Origin of the sequence: Streptomyces sp. NPDC056527, assembly GCF_042794475.1 — a bacterium.
Taxonomy (GTDB): Bacteria; Actinomycetota; Actinomycetes; order Streptomycetales; family Streptomycetaceae; genus Streptomyces.
The window spans coordinates 10,878-29,627 of sequence record NZ_JBHTTQ010000032.1 but is presented as its reverse complement, the minus strand read 5'-3'; the positions used below and the strand labels follow the sequence as shown (position 1 = coordinate 29,627).

The window sequence follows — 18,750 nt, the reverse complement described above, 5'->3', positions numbered from 1 at the left end:
GGGCTACTCGTCCGGTTCGGACTCGTCATCCTGGGCCTGGGCGCGGCGGCCGACCACGGCCGCCGCGGCGAGGGCGCTGGCGAGGAAGGCGGTGGCGACGACCCAGGGCCGGTCGAGGACGTGACCGGTGGCGTGGTCGAGGGAGTAGCGGCCGGCGCCGGTGACGCCGATGGCGGCCGCGGTGAAGCCGAGGAAGGCCGGGTACTCGAAGCCGCCGGACTGGGCGAAGAAGCCCGCGGGGAGATGGACGGCGACCGCGCCCGCCATGGCTCCGGCCGCGGCGGCGCCGGCCGCCGGAGTGGCCAGGCCCAGGGCCAGCAGCGCGCCGCCGCCGGCCTCGCCGAGACCCGCGGCGATCGCGCTCTCGCGGGGCGGCGAGAAGCCCATGGCCTCCATGGCTCCCGCGGTGCCCTCGATGCCGCCGCCGCCGAACCAGCCGAAGAGCTTCTGGGTGCCGTGCGCGGCGAGGACGGCGCCGGTGCCCAGCCGGAGTACGAGAAGCCCGAGGTCGCGTCGGTTCAGGGTGGTCATCAGGGTCTCCCGGGGCAGGCCGAAGGTCGGTCACCTTCCACTGTCGCCTCCGCGCGCGCCATGCCCCCAGCGTTGATGCTCCACTCGGGTGACGTCCCGCCCGGCCGGGGCCCTGGGCGCATGCGCTACATTTTGCCGGTCCTTGACCGCGATCATTCACGATCCCTTCCTTCTCGGAGCCGGCAACCCATGAGCGACATCGTCAACGGCCTCGGCCGGGCCACCGCCTACGGCGCACTCGGCGTGGTGCTGCTGATCCTCGGCATCGTCCTGGTGGACCTGCTGACGCCGGGGAAGCTCGGCCGGCAGATCTGGGAGGAGCGGAACCGCAATGCCGCGACGCTGCTCAGCTCCGCCCTGCTCGGCATAGGCGGAATCGTCTTCACCTCGATCTGGACGACGTACGACGACTTCGGCAAGGGCCTCGCCTCCACCGCCGCGTTCGGTCTGCTGGGCCTCGTGATGATGGCCGTGGCCTTCCTGGTCGTGGACCTGGTCACGCCGGGGAAGCTGGGCGCCACCCTCGTCGACCCTCAGCCGCACCCGGCGGTCTGGGTGACGGCCTCCTGCAACATCGCCGTCTCCGCGATCGTGTCCGCGTCCATCGCCTGATCCTCACCGCTCCATCGGCTCGACCTCCAGGAACCGCCTGCGGCGTGGCCCCCGGTACAACAGCGCCTCCCAGCCGAGTCGCCGCAGGACGGGCACGCAGGCGGTGAGCGCGGCCTCCTCCTCCTGTGCGGCCCCGCCGCCGGGCGGACCCACCCACTCGACGACCGCGGTGCCGGGCCGTTCGCCGGCGGTGACCCGATAGCCGGTCGTCACCCGCGCACCCGCGTCGTCCACCGCCGAAGCCGCCGTCCTCGCCGCTTCCAGGGCGAGGGCCACGGCCCGGATCGGTTGTCTCAGCTCCCACTCCGCGGGCGCGCCCAGCGGGTCGCCGCCCTGCCGGTTGGTCATCCGCCTGATCTGCAGCAGCCCGTCGAAGGCCGCCCGCACCTCCCGCGACCGCTGCTCCCGTTCTCCTTCCGCCAGGGGCGGCCCGTCCCCCGTGGCCGCCTCGAACGTCCCCCGGTTCGTCGTCATGCCCCTACGTTAGGACCCGCCACCGACAACGGCCGAGGTGCGACCGTCCAGGCGTCAGCGCTGGCTGCGGCCGCTCGTCACCGCGTAATACTGCAGGTCCTGCTTGTCGATCGGGCGGCGCACCGGGTAGCGGGTCGTGACGGTCGTCGTGGTCTTTCCGGCGCGCACGGCGGTCGCGGAGCTGTGGCCGGAGCGGAGGGGCAGGAGGCGGGCATGGACTCCCGAGGACGCCTGGTACGTGCCCTCGGTGGTGCCGGTCGTCGTGCGCACCTGGGCGGGTGCCGTGAGGAAGGAGAGGACCTCCACGGTGTCCCTGGGCGTCGCCGTGCCCTTGCGGGGCTCTATCAGCCGGGGCTGGCGTGCGCTGGGCGGGGCGGCGTCGACGAACTGGACGCGTGAGGTCAGATAGAGGGTGTCGCGGACGATCCTCGGCCAGGCGCCGGTCTTGAAGCGGGTCAGGTAGTAGGACGTGAGGTCCAGGTAGGCGTAGCCGTTGTGCAGCGAGGGCGCGAAGTGGGTGCCCTCGGAGTAGTCGTTCCAGGTGGTGAGCTGGACCCAGTCGGCTCCGGAGTCGATGGCGGATCCCCAACTCGCCCGCAGCGTCTCGGTGTTGCCGGCCTCGTCGTACACGCCCTGGTTGGGGCGGGCGTCCTGCACGGAGACGGGCTGCATCCAGATCTTGCCGAGCCGGTGGGCGCGGGCCGCGGCGGCGCCCTCTCCGTCCTGCCGGTTGGCGCTGCGCGCGCCCCACTCGGAGAAGCCGTGGCTGATGGCCGCGTACCGCTCGCGCTCCGGGGTGAAGTCCAGGAAGAGGGGGACGAGCGCGGTGCGGATGCCGTGCCGGGTCTCCAGCTCACGCATCATCGACCGCCACCAGCCGGGGTCCTTCTCCTCGGCCTTGAAGGGGGAGACGACGAGCCGGCCGTCGGGCAGGCGATGGGCCGAGGGGTGACGGGCCAGTCGGGCGAGCATGTCGGCGAGGGAGGCGGGGGTGGTGCTCAGCGATGTCATGTCGGGCATGAGCTGGATCCGGAAGCCGGGGTCCTCCTCGCGGGCGGCCCGCAGCAGCAGTTCGGCGCGGTCCCGGTTGCGTCCGCTCTCGGAGAGCAGGTCGAGGGTGAAGCCGTCGAGCCCGGCGTCGCGTGCGGTACGGATCTCCTGGCGCAGATGGGCCAGTTCCCAGTTCCCTGCCTCGGGCGCGGCGGGCAGCGGCCGGTCGCGCAGCAGCCCTCCGTACGCCCGGTGCTTGCCCTTCTCGCCGTGCGGGGTCAGGTAGTTGCGGCTGTAGTAGTCGCGGTCCGCGGGCTTGTTGTCCAGGGAGAGCGGGTACGGCGTGAAGTAGTGCGCGAAGACGAGCTTGCCCGAGCGGCGCAGTTCGCGGGGTGGGGGCAGGTCGAAGGGGAGGGCGGTGCTGTACGCCGCCGGGGGCGCCGAGGCCGGCTCGGCGGGGGCGTCGTCGCGGAGCGCGCCGGCCGTTCCGATGCCGGCCCAGGCACCGAGGAGCAGCACGCCCAGGGCGAGTCCGGGAAGCAGCCGGCGGCGGCCCGGTGCCCGATGGGTCCGGGCTGGGGGCTTGTCCGCCATGGGCGTCCTTAGGGTCGGTCGGAGCTGCCGCGGGGCCCGCGGACTGGCTGTAGTACAACCGATCGCGGGCGGTGGAACAACCACCGTCGGGTGCGCGCCGGACGGGCCGCGGCGGGCCGTCGCGTACCGCTTCCGACGCGGTCGGTGGAGTGACCGGCGGCGCAGGACGCCATCTGCTCGTTCCGCATCGCGGGCAACGGCGCGCCGAATTGCTCGTGTTCGAGCGGGGTGATCGACGGACCGCCGACCGGCACGGGACGCATTCTCACGCCCTCATGGGGGCTTCCCGTCGGTGTGGTTTCGGACACAACCGGTGCCTCCTCCCCCACCGTTGCCTCGTGTGTCTTCCGCGACCTCCGGCACGTCCTCACCCGTTCGCCCCATGGCCTCACGTGCGTCAACTCCCTTCGCACGGACGTATCATGCGTTCGGCCGTGCCCACACCGGCCTCGATGTCACGAGATGAATGAGCCGTCACCTTCTGAGGTCGTTCGTGTGAACAGCAGCGGACGTGCGGGTCTTTGTCGTACTGTTCCGGGCGTTGCGACACATGTTCATCGATCAGGGGGTCGACGAACGGGCTGACGCACGTCGAAACGTGCCTGGGGGGTACATGTGGCATGCCCGAACAACTGAGACCAACTCTGCAGGGACCGCGGCCGGTTCCGTGGCGACACCGCCGCACCCACGCGCCAAGGCGCGCTGGTACCCGGCCCTCGCGCTGACGGTCGACATCCTCGGCGTGGGGCTGCCCACGGCGCTGATCATGAGTGTAGAGCGTCAGCCGTACGCCTATGTCGGCGCCCTCGTCGCCGCCCTGTGCTGGGTCGGTGTCCGTGCGCTCCGAAGGCGGTACGCGCGGCGGGAACTCGGCGAGTCGCGGGGCAGCCTGCCCGTGCTGCACGACTGGCTGATCCTCCTCGGGGTACTCGCCGTGCTGCGCGCCGCCGCCGATCTGCACCACCCGGCACTGCTCTGCCTCGCGGCACTGATCCCGGCGCCCGTACTCACCCTGACCTGCTCGAAGCTGACCTGGCATCACCTCGTCGCGGCCCGCCGCGAGGCGCAGGTGGTCACCCGGGTGCTCGTCCTCGGTGAACCCGCGGCCGCAGGTGATGTCGCGGAGCACCTCGCCGGACGCACCGAGCATCCGTACGTGGTGGTCGGCGTCGTCGCGATCGGGGACGGCCAGGTCCGCACCGGCGCTCCCGTGGCGACCCGGCTCGGCGTGCCGATGCCGGAGGCCGCCGACGGGGACACCACCCATGTCCTGGCCGCCGCCCGCGAGCTGGAGGCCGATGTCGTCCTCGTCGCGGCCGGCCCTCTGATGGCGGGCGAGCGGCTGCGGCGGCTCTCCTGGGGGCTGCACGACGCCGGTACCGAACTCGCCCTGGCTCCCGGCCTGGTGGAGTTCGCCGTGAAGCGGCTGGAGACCACGTCGGCGGCCGGTATGGCGCTGCTGCGGGTCGCACCGCCGGTGCGCAGCGGTGTGCAGCAGGTACTGAAGTCGGTCATGGACCGCGCCGGAGCGGCCCTCGGGCTGCTCGCGCTGTCGCCGCTCCTCCTCGGGATCGGCGCCGCGGTGAAGCTCACCTCGACAGGGCCGGTGTTCTACAAGCAGGTGCGGGTCGGCCAGGGGCGGACCCCGTTCGTGATGTGGAAGTTCCGCACGATGTTCCTCGACGCCGACGCCCGCAAGGCGGAGCTGTCGCAGGCCAACGAGCACGACGGGCTGATGTTCAAGATGCGCCGCGACCCCCGGGTGACCCGGGTGGGGAGACTGCTGCGTCGCACCTCGCTGGACGAACTGCCGCAGTTGATCAACGTGTTGCTCGGTTCGATGTCCCTGGTCGGGCCACGACCGCCGCTGCCGGACGAGGTGGCGCGGTACGGGGACGTGGAGCTGCGGCGGCTCGCCGTGCGTCCCGGGATGACCGGGCTGTGGCAGATCAGCGGTCGTTCGGACCTGTCGTGGGACGAGACGGTGGAGCTCGATCTCCACTATGTGGACAACTGGTCGTTCACCAGCGATGTCGATGTCATGGCCCGTACGTTCCGCGCCGTCGTCGACGGTCGCGGAGCGTACTGACGGGCCGGCCGCATGACGTCAGTTCTGTTCCCGCCACCAGGCATAGGTGGAGGCGATGCCGTCGGGCAGCGCGACGGCCGGCTTCCAGCCGAGTCCGGTCAGCCGGGACACGTCGAGGAGCTTGCGGGGTGTGCCGTCGGGCTTGCTCGTGTCCCACGCGATCCGGCCCTGGTACCCCGTCACCTCGGCGACGGTCTCGGCCAGTTCGCGGATGGTGAGGTCCTCGCCGCAGCCGATGTTGACCGGCTCGTCGCCGTCGTAGCCGCGCAGCAGTACGGCGCAGGCGGCGGCGAGGTCGTCGACGTGCAGGAACTCCCGGCGCGGGTTCCCGGAGCCCCAGAGCACGATCTCCTCACGGCCCTCCTCGCGGGCCTCGTGGAAGCGGCGGATCAGCGCCGGCAGGACGTGCGAGGTCTCCAGGTCGAAGTTGTCCCCGGGCCCGTAGAGGTTCGTGGGCATCGCGGAGACGTAGGCCGCTCCGTACTGCTTCCGGTACGACTGGACCTGCACGATGCCGGCGATCTTGGCCAGCGCGTAGGCCTCGTTGGTGGGTTCGAGCGGGCCGGTGAGGAGCGCGTCCTCGGGGATCGGCTGGGGCGCGAGCCTCGGGTAGATGCAGGACGAGCCGAGGAAGAGCAGGCGCTCGACCCCGGCGGCGTGCGCACCGGCGACGACCGCGAGCTGGATCTGGAGGTTCTCCTCCAGGAACTGCACGGGGTAGGTGCTGTTCGCCATGATGCCGCCCACCTTCGCGGCGGCGAGCACGACGGCGTCGGGGCGGGTCTCGGCGAGGAACGCCGCGGTCCGGGCGGCGTCGCGCAGATCGAGCTCGGCGCGGGTCCGGGTGATCACTTCGTGCCCGTCCGCGGTCAGCCTGCGGGCGATCGCGGAGCCGACGAGGCCGCGGTGGCCCGCGACGAATATCCGGGCTCGCTCGGGCAGATACGACGGGGCTTCCGTCGGGGCGGTCGTCGATTCAGTCATGGCCCGGATCATGCCAGGCCGACGGGGACCGCAGTACAGCAGATCCGGATTTAAGGCTCGGATCACATAATATCCGCAAGTTACGGACCGGCTGGGGGCCGGTCCGTTCGGGAGGGGCACCACGCATGAGCAAGACCGCACTCATCACCGGAGTCACCGGGCAGGACGGCTCGTACCTGGCCGAACTGCTGCTGTCCAAGGGCTACACCGTGCACGGCCTCGTCCGTCGCTCGTCCAGCTTCAACACCGAGCGCATCGACCACGTGTACCAGGATCCCCAGCAGGCGAACCGCTCGTTCGTGCTGCACCACGCCGACCTCTCGGACGGTGTGGCGCTGGTGAACCTGCTCCGCGACATCCGCCCCGACGAGGTCTACAACCTCGGCGCGCAGTCCCATGTGCGGGTCTCGTTCGACGCACCGCTGTACACGGGCGACGTGACGGGCCTGGGCGCCCTGCGGCTCCTGGAAGCGATCCGGGCCAGCGGGGTCGACACCCGGATCTACCAGGCGTCCTCCTCCGAGATGTTCGGCGCCACTCCGCCGCCGCAGAACGAGCAGACGCCCTTCCACCCGCGCAGCCCCTACGGCGCCGCCAAGGTCTTCGCCTACTGGACCACGGTGAACTACCGTGAGGCGTACGACATGTTCGCGGTGAACGGGATCCTGTTCAACCACGAGTCGCCGCGCCGGGGCGAGACCTTCGTGACCCGCAAGGTGACGCGGGCCGTGGCCCGCATCAAGGCGGGACTGCAGGACCGGCTGTACCTGGGCAACCTCGATGCCGTACGCGACTGGGGGTACGCCCCCGAGTACGTCGACGCGATGTGGCGGATGCTCCAGCGCGACGAGCCGACCGACTACGTGGTGGCGACCGGAGTCCCGGCGACCGTACGGCAGTTCGTGGAGACGGCGTTCTCCCACGTGGGGCTCGACTGGGCGGAGCACGTCCGCTACGACCCCAAGTACGAGCGCCCGAGCGAGGTCGACGCACTGATCGGTGACGCGAGCAAGGCGCAGGACCTGCTTGGCTGGAAGCCCGCGGTACAGGTGGAGGAGTTGGCTCGCATCATGGTCGATGCCGATGTCCGCCTCGTCGAGGACCAGTTGGCCGGCGCGACGGTCCGCATCGACCGCTGACCTGCGTCTTTCTTCGTTACGGCCGCTCCGGGGCGACAGCCGGGGCGGCCGTTTCCCACGATGCGTGGACATACGCAAGGTAGAGGATTGGCCAAATAGGCTTCTCTGCTTGTCATTTCGCCGTACAGTTCGCATTCATCACATGGCAGTTGCACCACTTCTCGCCACATTTACTGGGCTATCACGCCTGGGGGGAACATGCGTAGATCCTGGGGGCTTACCGCTGCCCTCGTCCTGACCGTCGCGGCCGGAGCCGGAGGCTCCCTGGCCCCGACGGCCGCGGCCCTGACGCCGCCGGTGGCCTTCACCGCGGACGATCTGCCGACCTGGCAGACCAACGGCATCGTCTGGGCACTCGCCGAGGCGAACGACACCGTCTTCGTGGGCGGCACCTTCTCCGAGGTGCGCCCGCCCGAAGGCGGCACCGGCACTCCGAAGGAGGCCGTCAACTTCGCGGCGCTGGACGCGGCGACGGGCGCGCCCACCGACTGCACTCTCTCATTCACCGTCGGCAGCGGCACGGCGACCGTGCGGGCCCTCGTGGTCTCGCCGGACAAGAAGACGCTGTACGCGGGTGGTTACTTCGGTGCTGTCAACGGCACCCCGGTCTCCAGCGTCGCGGCGATCGACATCGCCACCTGCACGCCGAAGGCGGCCTTCACCCCGAGCTTCCCCGCCACCGTGCGGGCGCTCGCGGTCACCGACACCACCGTCTACGCGGCCGGCGACTTCGGCACCGTGGAGGGGCAGACCCGGCAGCGGTTCGCCGCCGTCACCACCGCCGGCGCGCTGCTGCCGTTCACCGCCAACGCGGACGAGCCGGGCCGGGCCATCGAGGTCACCCCGGACGGGCAGCGCGTGCTGCTCGGCGGTGACTTCTTCACCGTCAACGGGGCCAACTCGCACGCGCTCGCCGTGGTGAACTCCACGACCGGCGCCGTGACGAAGGCGTACCCCAACGGCTGGATCCCGCAGAACTCCGTCGTCAAGGACATCGAGACGGACGCGACGGGCTTCTACACCGGCAACGAGGGCACGGGCGGTGGCGTCTTCGACGGCCGTATCGCCCTGAACCTCTCCGACTTCGAGCAGCGCTGGCGCGACACCTGCCTCGGCGCCACCCAGGCGGTCCGCTCCTACCAGGGTGTGCTGTACAGCGCGTCGCACGCCCACGACTGCTCCAGCGTCGGCGAGTTCCCGGACGGGCGCCGCTACCACCTGCTCGCCCAGCCGACGACGTCGACCGGCAAGCTCGGCTGGTTCCCGGACACCAACGACGGTCTCGGCGAGGGCATCGGGCCGCGCGCCTTCACCATCTCCGGCACCGGTGCCACCAAGTACCTGTGGGTGGGTGGAGAGTTCACCACCACCAACGGTGCTCCGGCGCAGGGTCTCACCCGCTTCGCCTCCGGCCCCGACACCGGCGCGCCGACCGTGCCGACGGTGAGCGCCGCCGCGGTGACCCCGAGCGCGGTGCAGGTCCGCTGGCGCTCCAGCCTCGACCTGGACGACTCGACGCTGACGTACAAGGTCTACCGCAACGGCGCCGCGACCCCGATCGCGACCGTCCAGGGCGACTCGCTGCACTGGTCGCGTCCCCAGGTCTCGTTCAAGGACACCGCCGTGACCCCGGGCCAGACCTACACCTACCGGGTGACGGCCGGTGACGCGGACGGCAACACCAGCGCCCCGTCCGCGACGTCGACGGTGACGGTCCCGACCTCGCCGGAGCCGTACGCCTCCCAGGTGATCGCCGACGGCGCCGGGCTCTACTGGCGCTTCGACGAGTCGGCCACGCCGTACGCCGCCGACTCCTCCAACGGGAACAACAGCGGTCTGTACGTCAACGCGCCTGTCCTGCGCCAGACCCCGGCCGCCGTCAGCGGCGCGTCCACCGCGGTCGCCCTCAACGGCACGGACGAGCAGATCCACAGCGACCGGCGTCAGGACGTGACCGGCTCGTTCACCGTCGAGACGTGGTTCAAGACGACCACGAACCGCGGCGGCAAGCTGATCGGCTTCGGCAACAACACGACGCGGAACAGCGGTAGCTACGACAAGCACCTCTACATGACGAACACCGGCAACGTGGTGTTCGGCGTCTACACGGGCACGGCCCGGACCCTGACGTCGCTGGGCTCCTTCAACAACGGCGCCTGGCACCACGCGGTCGGCACCCAGGGGCCGGACGGCATGAAGCTGTACGTCGACGGCAAGCTGCTGGCGTCCAACAACGTCACCACCAACCAGCAGTACCCGGGCTACTGGCACGTCGGGGCGGACAACCTCTCCGGCTGGCCGCTGCGTCCGACGAGCACCTTCTTCGCCGGACAGCTCGACGAGGCGGCGGTCTACCCGACGGCGCTCACCGCGGCGCAGGTCGCGAAGCACCACAGCCTGGCCTCCGCGCCCGCCGACACGGTCACCTCGGTCACCGCGTCGGAGGACACGTACGCCAACGCCGGTGCCCCCGGCACCAATTACGGCACGTCCAGCTCGCTGGCCGTGCGCGGAACGGCGGCGTACGAGTCGTACCTGCGGTTCACGCTGCCGGCCGCCCCGGCGGGCACCGTCCTCAAGAGCGCCCGGCTCGCGGTGAAGACCTCCACGGCGGCGGGGGCCGGCTCGGCCGACTCCCAGTCCGTCGTGCCGGTCACGGGTGCCTGGACCGAGGCCGCACTGACGTACACCAACCGCCCGGCGCTCGCCGGCAGTCCGATCGGGACGCTCAGCGGTGCCACGGACGGCTCGGCCGTCTACTCGGCGGCGCTGGACACCTCGGCGATCTCGGCGGCGCTCGGCGGCTCGTACAGCGTCGCGCTGACCAGCACCGGGACCGACCCGCTGTGGCTCTGGTCGTCCGAGGCGTCGGCCGCGGAGGGCACTCCGCAGCTGGTGCTGACCTTCGGCGCCCCGTAGCCGGTGCGCTGAACCGTCCATCCCAGGATGCGGGGCCCGGTCCGCCGGGCCCCGCATCCGACGTACCACGGGAGTTCCCCATGCGTCGCCCTCTTCACCGGCGCCCGGCCGCGGCGGCGGCCCTGCTGACCGCTCTGCTCACCCTCTCCGCCTGCTCCTCGGGCGGTGACGGCTCCGACGGCGCGCCGAAGGCCGCCACGCCCACGCGCTCGGCGGTCGTGCCCGACCGGCAGGCCGAGGCCGAGCCGACCGGCCCCACCCCCTCCGCGACCAAGGGACCGGTCGTTCCGGATGCCGAACTCAAGCCCGTCACGGGCTCGTTCACCGCGGAGCAGAAGGAGTATCTGAGCGGGCGGGTGCCCGAGAACACGGATCCGGCCGCCGTGCTCCAGACCGGCCAGGAGTCCTGCCAGCGTCTGGAGCGCACCGCCAAGCGCGACAAGGACGCGGCGGTGGGCGCCCTCGTCGCCGGGGACATCCCGGACGCCGAGGCCGCCGTGAACCATCTGTGCCCGGCGCAGAAGCCGCTGCTCGCGACGGCGAGGACCGGGTTCCCCGACGGCACTGCCACGCGGCCGAAGGCCGGCACGTACCGCGCGCTGACCAGCGACCCGTCGTGCACCTGGCGGGCCCTGGACAAGGACGGGAAGGTGCTGGCCTCGGGTCCGGCGCTCGGCGCGAAGGGTCCTGTGAAAGCCGCCGTCCCCGCGGGGACGGCGGAGTTCGTCTCCTCTTCCTGCTACGCCTGGCTGCCGGCCTGATCCACCCGGACGGACTCGTACACCCCGAGCAGGGTGTCGAGGACGGCCTCCATCGAGAACGCCTCCGTGGCCAGCTTCCGGGCCGCCACGGAGGCGCTGTCGTTCGCATGACGGTCCAGCAGCGCGGTGACGGCGGGGGCGATGCCCGCGGCGTCCGTGACCACACGTCCCGCGCCGGCCTCCTCGATGTCGCGGGCGAGGCCGTTGGAGTCCGTGACGACGGCCGGGGTGCCGACCGAGAGCGCCTCCAGGACGGACATCGGGAACGGCTCGTCGACCGATGGCAGCACGTAGACGTGGGCGCTGCGCAGCTCCTCCAGCATCCGCTCGGCCGACAGCGGTCCCGGCCGGTCCACCCGGTCACCGACGCCCAGTTCGGCGACGAGCGCGTCCACGGCCGCCCGCTCGCCCTCGTCCGGCCCCGCGAGGACGAACGTGGCGTCGGGGTGGTGGCGCAGGATCTCGGGCACGGCCGCGACGAAGTCCGTGGGGCGCTTGCGGGACTGCAGCCGGGCCGCGTACAGGATGCGGGGCGGACCGGCCGGTGCCGGGCGCGGATCCTGGGCGGGTACGCCGTTGACCAGCCGTACGGCCCGGTCGAGCGGACCGCCGACGACGGCGTCCAGGTCCTTGCGCTCGCGGCCCGTGAGATGGAGGACGGCGGATGCGCCGCGCAGCACGCGCCGGACCGCGAGCGCGTCCAGGATCCTGGCCAGGAACTTCTCGCTCGGATCGACCATGCCGTGCGTCTGGAGCACGAGCGGCCGGCCGGCCCTCAGTGCGGCCAGCGCCACGGGCAGGGTCACCAGGTCGCGCGCGAGGTGGACGTGGACCACGTCCGCGTCCCTGACCAGCGCGCCCGCCCCGGCGAGCAGCGCGGGCGAGGTGATGCCGCTGAAGCCGAGCGGGAGGATCGAGCGGGCTTGGTAGAGCCGTGCGGGCACTCCGTCGACCTCGGTCGGAAGCCGCTCGCCGAAGCCGTCACCGAGGGCCACCAGACGGGGCCGGTGGCCGCGTCGGGCCAGCCCGTGGCAGAGGTTGACCGCCACCCTGACCGGTCCGCCGAAGGCATGGGTGGGGCTGTGCAGGGTGACCGCGTGCAGGACGCGCAGGCCGCTCATGCGGGCACCGGGACCGGACGGCGGCCGTCGGCCGTGTGCAGCGTGAGCTCGGGCAGGTCCTTGTGCAGGGTCGTGCCGGCGGCGACGACCGCGTGGCGGCCGACGGTGACCCCGGCGAGGACGGTGGCACGGGTCGCTACCCAGGCACCGTCCTCGACGGTGATCGGGGCGTTGCGGTAGCGGAAGTCGGCTGCCCGGTGGTCGTGGCTGCCGGTGCAGAGCAGCGCCTCCTGGGAGACGCAGACGTGCGCGCCGAGGGTGACGGGCTCCAGGTTGAGCAGCCAGGCGCCCTCGCCGATCCAGGTGTGGTCGCCCACGGTCAGCTTCCACGGCCACAGGATCCTGACCCGGTGCCGTATGAGTACGCCGTCGCCTATGGTCGCGCCGAAGGCCCGCAGCAGCGCCACCCGCAGCCTGGCCGGGCAGAACCAGGCCATGAAGACCGTGTTCATCACCGCGAACCAGAGGGCCTGCACGAGCTTGCCGCGGCCCTTGTCGTATCCGGCCAGCGTGAAGGCCGGGAGATTCCGCATGAGTCCACCCCCAACAGCGCCTCCCCAGGCGCCGAGAGGATCAGACTAACGGTTGACAGGAGGTGACAGGGGGGCGTCGGTAGACTGCCGCGAAGTGACGTTCCGGGGTGGCGCATTGATGTGCCGGGGGCCGGAAGTCCCGCGATTCCAGGGGGCGGTATGACGACGGATGTACGCGAGACGGCGGCGGAGCCGCGCCCTAGGCCGACGGCTCCCGCGCCCCTGCTCCTCGCCCCTCCGGTCTCCCCGCGCACGCTGCTCTCGCGGGCCCTGTCGATCCCGCTGGTGCTGGGCTTCACGGTGTTCCTGCCGCTGCTGGTGGCGATCCAGCCGGGCGCGGGGGTCCACGACGCCGCGTACTACCTCCAGATCGCGCTGACCATGTACGCCGGGGCCCGGCTCTCGGCCATGATCCTCACGCGTCGACGCAAACTGCTCCAGGGCTCCTTCTGGCTCTTCGTCTACATGGCGATGGGCGTGGCGCCGCTCGCGCAGGCCGTGCTCGGCCGGGTGCCGACGCCGGTGGTGGGCCCGCGCTCCGATCTGACGACGGCGGTGGCGCTGGTCCTGGTCGGCTGCGCCGCGTTCGACCTCGGGTCGCTGCTGGCCCGCGGCCGTCCGGGGGGCTCCGGCCGGGGCGAGGAGCGTCCGGCGCTGGTGCACCGGCGGCGGCTGTATCTGCTGGTGCTGCTGGCCTTCCTGTGCAGCGGGCTCTTCGTCGTCAAGCTCGGCGGGCCCGCGGTGTTCTTCTCCAGCCGTCAGGAGATCATCGCCGGGATCGAGGAGGCGGGTGTCTCCCAGGCCGACTCGCAGGCCGGGCAGGCGTTCCTGCGCGGCTTCGGCACGGTCCCCGCGCTCTTCGCGCTGCTGGTGTACTGCCGTTGGCTGGTCACCTCGCGACGGGCCCGGCGCCGCCCCATGGTGATCGCCGTCTTCCTCGCTCTGGTGCTGCTCAACTGCGTGGTGAACAACCCGATCTCGAATCCCCGGTACTGGTTCCTCACCGTGATGTTCTCGCTGCTGTTCACCGTCTTCCCGGTGAGTGCCGCGATGTACCGGTCGGCGCTGAGTCTCGGGGTGGTGATGGCTCTGATCGTCTTCCCGTTCTCGGACCGCTTCCGGTACGACGAGAAGAACTACCGCCCCGTGGAGACGACGTCGGTCCTGGAGCCGCTGGCGCTCAAGGACTACGACCAGGTCGGCATGTTCGCCAACACGATCACGCTGGTGAACTCGGGCAGCCGGCACCGCTACGGCCGTCAGCTGGCCGGGTCCGTGCTCTTCGTCGTGCCCCGGTCGGTGTGGCCGGGCAAGCCGCGCGACACGGGCGTGATGGTCGGCCAGTGGATGGGGACGGTGAACACCAATCTCTCCTCCCCCGTCTGGGCCGAGCTCTGGATCGACTTCGGGGCCGTGGGCATGGGCGCCGGGATGATGGGGATGGGGTACGCCGCCGCGCGGGTGGACGGGCGGTTCGCCCGGCGGGGCACCCGCAGGGCGCCACCGGGCAGCCTGATCTCCCTGGTGGTACCGCTGGTGGCGGGGTACTCCTTCATCCTGCTGCGCGGCCCGCTGCTCCAGGCGTCGGGCCGGGTGGCGATCGCGCTGATCTGCATCGCCCTGGTGACGACCTGGCGTCAGGACAAGGGCGCCGCGCTGCGCTGACCGTCCTGCTGCTCCGGGACCGGCTCGGGGCGGGTCCGCGCCACCCGGGTCCACGCGGCGAGGGCCTTCAGCGCGGAGCCCGCGGCCAGGCCCCATGCGGCGCCGATCACGCCGCCGACGACGTACCCGCCCAGCATCAGGGCGACCGAGAGCAGCGAGAAGACGACCTGGACGGAGAGCGTGGCGCGCGGGCTGAGGACCCGCAGGGTCACCAGGGCGCAGGTGCCCGCCGCCATCACGGCGTACTGGCTTCCGGTGGCGGGCAGCAGCTCCGCCGCGGACCGCCAGGTGTCGCCCAGGAGCCCGCGGCCCACGCGCTCCGGGAGCGCGTACAGGGCGGCGGCCCAGCCGAGCGCCACGAGCGCGAGGGCGGCGGCGAGCCCGACGGCGGCACGGACGATGGCGCGACGGGAGCCCGCTCTGCCGAGCACGGGCGGGCCGAAGGCGTTGACCGAGGTGAAGAGCGTGTTGAGCGGGCCGAAGAGGGTCGAGGCGCCGCGCAGCGCGCCTACGGCGAGTGGGCTCGCGAGGAGTCCGAGGCCGAGGACGGCGAGCTGGCTGGAGCCGTTGCCGACGGCGAACTCGACGACGAAGCGCCGGCCGAGGTGGTCCTTGCGCAGGAAGCGCCGCGGATCACCGGGGCGGTTCCGCACGAAGGGCCGGAGCAGGGCGAGTCCGAGAAGGGCGGCGGGCAGCGCCGACAGACCCCAGACGAGGACCAGGCGGGCCGGTGAGGAGCCGTGCGGCTGGACGAGCAGCGCGGGTACGGCGCAGGCGAGCCGCAGGACGTCGGCGGCGAGCGCGCGGTGCGGCTGCCGCAGCGCGGAGAAGGCGTACCGCAGCCCGTCCTGCACGAGGACGATCGGCAGGACGGCGCCCAGGGCGAGCAGCGCGGGACCGGTGGCGCCGCCGATGACGGCGCCGGCGGCGAGCAGCGGGAGCGCGGCGGCCGTGGAGGCGGCGGCGGTGAAGGTGACGGCGGACCGGGCGGCGGTGCCGACCTCGTACTCCTCGCCCTTCTCCAGGACGACGCTCTGTCCGACGTACGCCGCGGCCAGACCGAGGAGCACGGTGAAGGCGATGTAGACCATCGAGAAGGCGGCGAAGCCGTCCGCGGTGGACTGCCGCGCCGCGATCACGAGGACGGCGATGTTGGTGAGGCTGGACGCCGCCTGGTCCAGGACCGAGGCGGCGACGGTGACGGCTCGTCTCAACGGTCGCCCGCGCGGATGTCACCGGTCCGGAGGTCCTCGGCGCGCAGCGAACGAAGGGTGACGGTGTCGGAGCCGTCGCCCGGGATCACCTGCTCGGGCTCGTCGGTGAACTCCTCGGCTCCGGAGGGCGCGGGTGCCGGCTGCCGGCTCCGCCCGCCGCCTCCGCCCCGCCGTCCGCCGCCCGCCTGCTTGGCGGCGCGGCGCTGCCCGCCCGCGGTGTGGACGACGGCGCCGAGGACCGTGCCGCCGGCGCCCGCGATGAGTTCGCGGATGCGCTGGAGGTCCGTGCGGTGGACGCCGCGCGGGTCGCAGACGATGAGTACGCCGTCGACACGGTCGACGAGGGCGAGCGCGTCCGCGTAGTTGAGGACGGGCGGGGCGAGGACGACGACGGTCGCGTTCGGGGAGTCGGCCTCGGCGATCAGCCGGGTGACCGTGGGGGCGGTGAGCGCCCGGGCCACGTTCCGTACCCGCTCGCCCGGCACGAGGCCGAAGGAGCCGGACTCACCCGCGTCGACGGAGAGTTGGCGCCGTCCCGGCCAGCCGTTCTCCTCGCTCTCCACCGGATGGCTCCACCGGGGCGCGGCCGCCGCGTGGGCGCGCAGGCGTCCGGCGAGCGTCGGGGTGCGCAGGTCCGCCTCGATGAGGAGGACGTCCTTGCCGGTCTCGGCGAAGGAGGCGGCGAGGTGCGAGGCGACCGCCACGGCCGCGTCGTTGGAGCCGCGCGGGGCGACGACGAGGAGCCGCCGGCGGTCGGCGAACCGCTGGTCGTAGGCGAGCCGGAAGGCGACGGAGCGGTACTCCTCGGCGACCCGGGCGTCCGTGTGGTCGTCGGCGAGCAGGACGTCGGTGGCTCCGCGCGGCAGGGTGCCGAGGACGGGGGCGCGCACCGCGCGGGCGACGTCGCCGGCGGAGCGGGGCGCGGGGTCGAAGACGAGCCGCACCCAGGCGGCGAGGAGGCCGAGCGCCACGCCGACGAGGGCGCCGAGGCCGAGGCTCATGGTGAGCCCGGGGCCGTCGGAGAAGCCGGGGGCGGTGGCGGTACGGATCACGGTGCCGGCCGACATGTCGAGGGACTTGAGCTGGCTGATCCGGGCGTCGAGCTCGTTGATCCGGTTCAGCAGGTTCGTCTTGACCGCGTACTCGTTGTCCCGGGCCGCCCCGTCGGACATCCGGTCGACTTCCTTGGTCTTCTGGTCGTGCTTCTTGGCGACCTCGTCGAGCTGCTTCTGCTGGCCCGCCAGCATCGTGGCCCGCAGGTCCGTCCACTGCTTCTTGCGCAGGTCGAGGTAGGCCTGGGTGACCGCGTTGGCCCGGTCGGCGGCGGCCTGGGGCGTGTCGGCGGTGTAGGTGAACTGCAGGACCTGGCTCTGCGGCGGGTTGGTGACCTGGAGGTCCTTCTGGAGCTTGCCCAGGGTGCCGGTCCAGCCCAGCTTCTTGGCGGCCTGCTCGGCGACGCTGCTGCTGAGCGCGGTCTGCCGCTCGGACCCCATGTTGAGCGTCTTGTCCTGCGAGACGCTGGGGTTGAACGGGTCGTTGACGGGGGCGCGCAGCACGACCTGGCTGGTGGCGACGTAGGTGTCGGCGTTGGACAGGCCGAACCAGACACCGCCGAGGAGGCCGATCCCGATGCCGGCGCCGATGATCGCGCGGTAGCGCAGGAGCTGGCGGAACTGGTCGCGCAGCAGCTCCGGTTCGTCGTCCTCCACCGCGGTGACGTGCGTGTGTGTCACGTGCTCGGACCCCCCAGAGCCTCGTCGATCAGTGCGTCGATCCGGGCCAGTCCGGCCGCCCGGGTCAGATGGGCCTCGACATGACGGGGCCCCTGGGCGCCGAGGGCCTCTGCGGCCGACGGATCGTCGCCGAGTCTACGGATCTCGGCGAGGAGCGCGTCGGGGTCCTCGGGCGGTACGAGCACGCCGGCGCCGGAGCGCAGCACTTCGAGGGCGGTACCGCCCTCGGCGGCCACGGAGGCGACGACGGGGCGTCCGGCCGCGAAGTACGAGGTCAGCTTGGACGGGACGCTCATGTCGAGGACCGAGGCCCGCTGGGTGACGGCGAGGACGTCCGCCGCGGCGAGGGTGTCGGGGAACTCGTCGTCGCCGACGGGCTCCATGAAGTCCAGGTTGGGTATGCCGGCGCCCAACTCCTCCAGGTGAGCGCGCTGGTTGCCGTCACCGAGGAGGACGATCCGGATCTTCGGGTCGCGCCGCGCCGCCTCGACGAGCACCTCGAGTCCCTGCTTGAGGCCCATGTTCCCGGAGTGCAGGACGACGGTCTCGCCGTCGGCCCAGCCGAGCCGCGCCCGGGTCTCGGCGCGGGGCGCCGAAGGGCTGGGCACGTGGGACCAGTTGGGGACGAGGCGGATGCGGCCTCGGTCGACGCCCATGTCGGCGACCTTGTCCACGAAGGTCTCGTGGATGACGCCGACGAGCGTGGCCCTGCGCAGGGCGTACGTCTCGGCCCGGGCCGCGAGCGCCGCGGCCCGGTCACCGCCCCGGATGCCGCTCTGCGCGGCGGCGGCGCCCATCAGGTCCTGGACGACGGGGACGTAGGGGATGCGCCAACGGGCCGCGAGACGGGCGCCGATGACGCCGCCGGCGAGGCTGGGCATCTGGGCGAGAACCGCGTCGGGCCGGGCCATCGAGGGAGGCGCGAGCAGTCCGTGGGCCAGCACGGACGCCTCGAACGCGGCGCGTTTCAGGGCGGTCTGGCGAGGCGGAACGGTGTGGCGTCTGCGGTACACGATGACTCCGGCGCGCTGCTCGGTGCGGCGCCAGGCGCCCGCGTAGGCCGGGTCGAGGGACCAGGAGGGGTAGTGCGGCATTCCGGTGAGCACATGCGTCTCGTGGCCGACCGCCGCCCAGTGCTCGGCTATCTGGGTGGCGTAGGGGCCTATTCCGGCGTGCTCCGGCGCGTAGTTGGTGGACACCATCAGCAGCCGCCGCCGTATGACCGGCGTACCGCCACCCTTGTTCCCCGCTGCCACTTCCCCCACGCTGACGTCCCTCTCCCCCGTACGTGAACCAGCCCTCACCCTAGTCGTTCACCCACTCTCAACGGAACGTGCACGCTATCGTCGGAACTCCTTCGCGCTGGGGAGCGCGAACGCACCTGGGGGGTT

At 72.2% G+C, this 18,750-nt stretch carries 15 protein-coding genes; 6 read left to right on the top strand and 9 right to left on the bottom strand.

Translation table 11 applies throughout. The features are described 5' to 3' along the window. Positions 1–3: 3 nt before the first annotated feature. Entirely contained in the window at positions 4–531 is a 528-nt protein-coding gene (locus tag ACFQ7Q_RS17885) for a DoxX family protein (RefSeq protein ID WP_383555793.1), read from the bottom strand. Between the two features lie 189 nt (positions 532–720). Between ACFQ7Q_RS17885 and ACFQ7Q_RS17880 the strand changes: the two genes are divergently transcribed. Continuing rightward, positions 721–1,143, top strand: a complete 423-nt coding sequence (locus tag ACFQ7Q_RS17880; RefSeq protein ID WP_352189376.1) for a DUF350 domain-containing protein — start codon at positions 721–723, stop codon at positions 1,141–1,143. Positions 1,144–1,146: 3 nt separating this feature from the next. Here the strand turns inward: ACFQ7Q_RS17880 and ACFQ7Q_RS17875 are convergent, their stop codons facing one another. Together ACFQ7Q_RS17875 and ACFQ7Q_RS17870 are read right to left on the bottom strand one after the other, a co-directional pair. Continuing rightward, positions 1,147–1,617 carry a hypothetical protein gene (locus ACFQ7Q_RS17875; protein WP_383555791.1) on the bottom strand — a complete coding sequence of 157 codons (471 nt, stop codon included), beginning with the start codon at positions 1,615–1,617 and terminating at the stop codon, positions 1,147–1,149. Between the two features lie 54 nt (positions 1,618–1,671). Next, the gene (locus ACFQ7Q_RS17870) at positions 1,672–3,201 is read right to left on the bottom strand and encodes a glycoside hydrolase family 71 protein (RefSeq protein ID WP_383555788.1); all 1,530 of its coding nucleotides are present in this window, start codon (positions 3,199–3,201) and stop codon (positions 1,672–1,674) included. 613 nt (positions 3,202–3,814) lie between these two features. Here ACFQ7Q_RS17870 and ACFQ7Q_RS17865 point away from each other — a divergent pair. Next, positions 3,815–5,290, top strand: a complete 1,476-nt coding sequence (locus ACFQ7Q_RS17865; protein ID WP_383555785.1) for a sugar transferase — start codon at positions 3,815–3,817, stop codon at positions 5,288–5,290. 18 nt (positions 5,291–5,308) lie between these two features. On the opposite strand, the gene ACFQ7Q_RS17860 is transcribed toward ACFQ7Q_RS17865, so the two are convergent. Continuing rightward, positions 5,309–6,274 carry a GDP-L-fucose synthase family protein gene (locus ACFQ7Q_RS17860; protein WP_383555782.1) on the bottom strand — a complete coding sequence of 322 codons (966 nt, stop codon included), beginning with the start codon at positions 6,272–6,274 and terminating at the stop codon, positions 5,309–5,311. A 125-nt stretch (positions 6,275–6,399) separates the two neighbouring features. On the opposite strand from ACFQ7Q_RS17860, the gene gmd reads away from it, so the two are divergent. From gmd to ACFQ7Q_RS17845, 3 genes are all read left to right on the top strand, one after another. After that, entirely contained in the window at positions 6,400–7,413 is a 1,014-nt protein-coding gene (gene gmd / locus ACFQ7Q_RS17855; protein ID WP_383555780.1) for a GDP-mannose 4,6-dehydratase, read from the top strand. A 198-nt stretch (positions 7,414–7,611) separates the two neighbouring features. After that, positions 7,612–10,332, top strand: coding sequence for a LamG-like jellyroll fold domain-containing protein (locus ACFQ7Q_RS17850; RefSeq protein WP_383555777.1), 2,721 nt, complete (start codon positions 7,612–7,614; stop codon positions 10,330–10,332). 80 nt (positions 10,333–10,412) lie between these two features. Next, entirely contained in the window at positions 10,413–11,093 is a 681-nt protein-coding gene (locus tag ACFQ7Q_RS17845; protein WP_383555775.1) for a hypothetical protein, read from the top strand. Here ACFQ7Q_RS17845 and ACFQ7Q_RS17840 read toward each other — a convergent pair. Together ACFQ7Q_RS17840 and ACFQ7Q_RS17835 are read right to left on the bottom strand one after the other, a co-directional pair. Beyond that, entirely contained in the window at positions 11,072–12,205 is a 1,134-nt protein-coding gene (locus ACFQ7Q_RS17840; protein ID WP_383555842.1) for a glycosyltransferase, read from the bottom strand. The genes ACFQ7Q_RS17845 and ACFQ7Q_RS17840 overlap by 22 nt on opposite strands. Positions 12,206–12,210: 5 nt before the next feature. Continuing rightward, positions 12,211–12,747: a WcaF family extracellular polysaccharide biosynthesis acetyltransferase gene (locus ACFQ7Q_RS17835; protein ID WP_329113513.1), complete on the bottom strand. Its 537-nt coding sequence runs from the start codon at positions 12,745–12,747 to the stop codon at positions 12,211–12,213. A gap of 159 nt (positions 12,748–12,906) precedes the next feature. Here ACFQ7Q_RS17835 and ACFQ7Q_RS17830 point away from each other — a divergent pair, with 159 nt between their 5' ends. After that, on the top strand, positions 12,907–14,412 hold the full coding sequence (locus ACFQ7Q_RS17830) for a hypothetical protein (RefSeq protein WP_383555772.1): 1,506 nt from the start codon (positions 12,907–12,909) through the stop codon (positions 14,410–14,412). Here ACFQ7Q_RS17830 and ACFQ7Q_RS17825 read toward each other — a convergent pair. The 3 genes from ACFQ7Q_RS17825 to ACFQ7Q_RS17815 are packed head-to-tail and all read right to left on the bottom strand — an operon-like array spanning position 14,385 to position 18,561. Continuing rightward, positions 14,385–15,626, bottom strand: coding sequence for a hypothetical protein (locus tag ACFQ7Q_RS17825; protein WP_383555770.1), 1,242 nt, complete (start codon positions 15,624–15,626; stop codon positions 14,385–14,387). The genes ACFQ7Q_RS17830 and ACFQ7Q_RS17825 overlap by 28 nt on opposite strands. After that, entirely contained in the window at positions 15,623–17,359 is a 1,737-nt protein-coding gene (locus ACFQ7Q_RS17820) for a lipopolysaccharide biosynthesis protein (RefSeq protein ID WP_383555768.1), read from the bottom strand. The genes ACFQ7Q_RS17825 and ACFQ7Q_RS17820 overlap by 4 nt, the downstream gene beginning before the upstream one ends. After that, the gene (locus ACFQ7Q_RS17815) at positions 17,356–18,561 is read right to left on the bottom strand and encodes a glycosyltransferase family 4 protein (RefSeq protein ID WP_383555839.1); all 1,206 of its coding nucleotides are present in this window, start codon (positions 18,559–18,561) and stop codon (positions 17,356–17,358) included. Before ACFQ7Q_RS17815 ends, ACFQ7Q_RS17820 begins: the two co-directional genes overlap by 4 nt. Between the last annotated feature and the right edge of the window lie 189 nt (positions 18,562–18,750).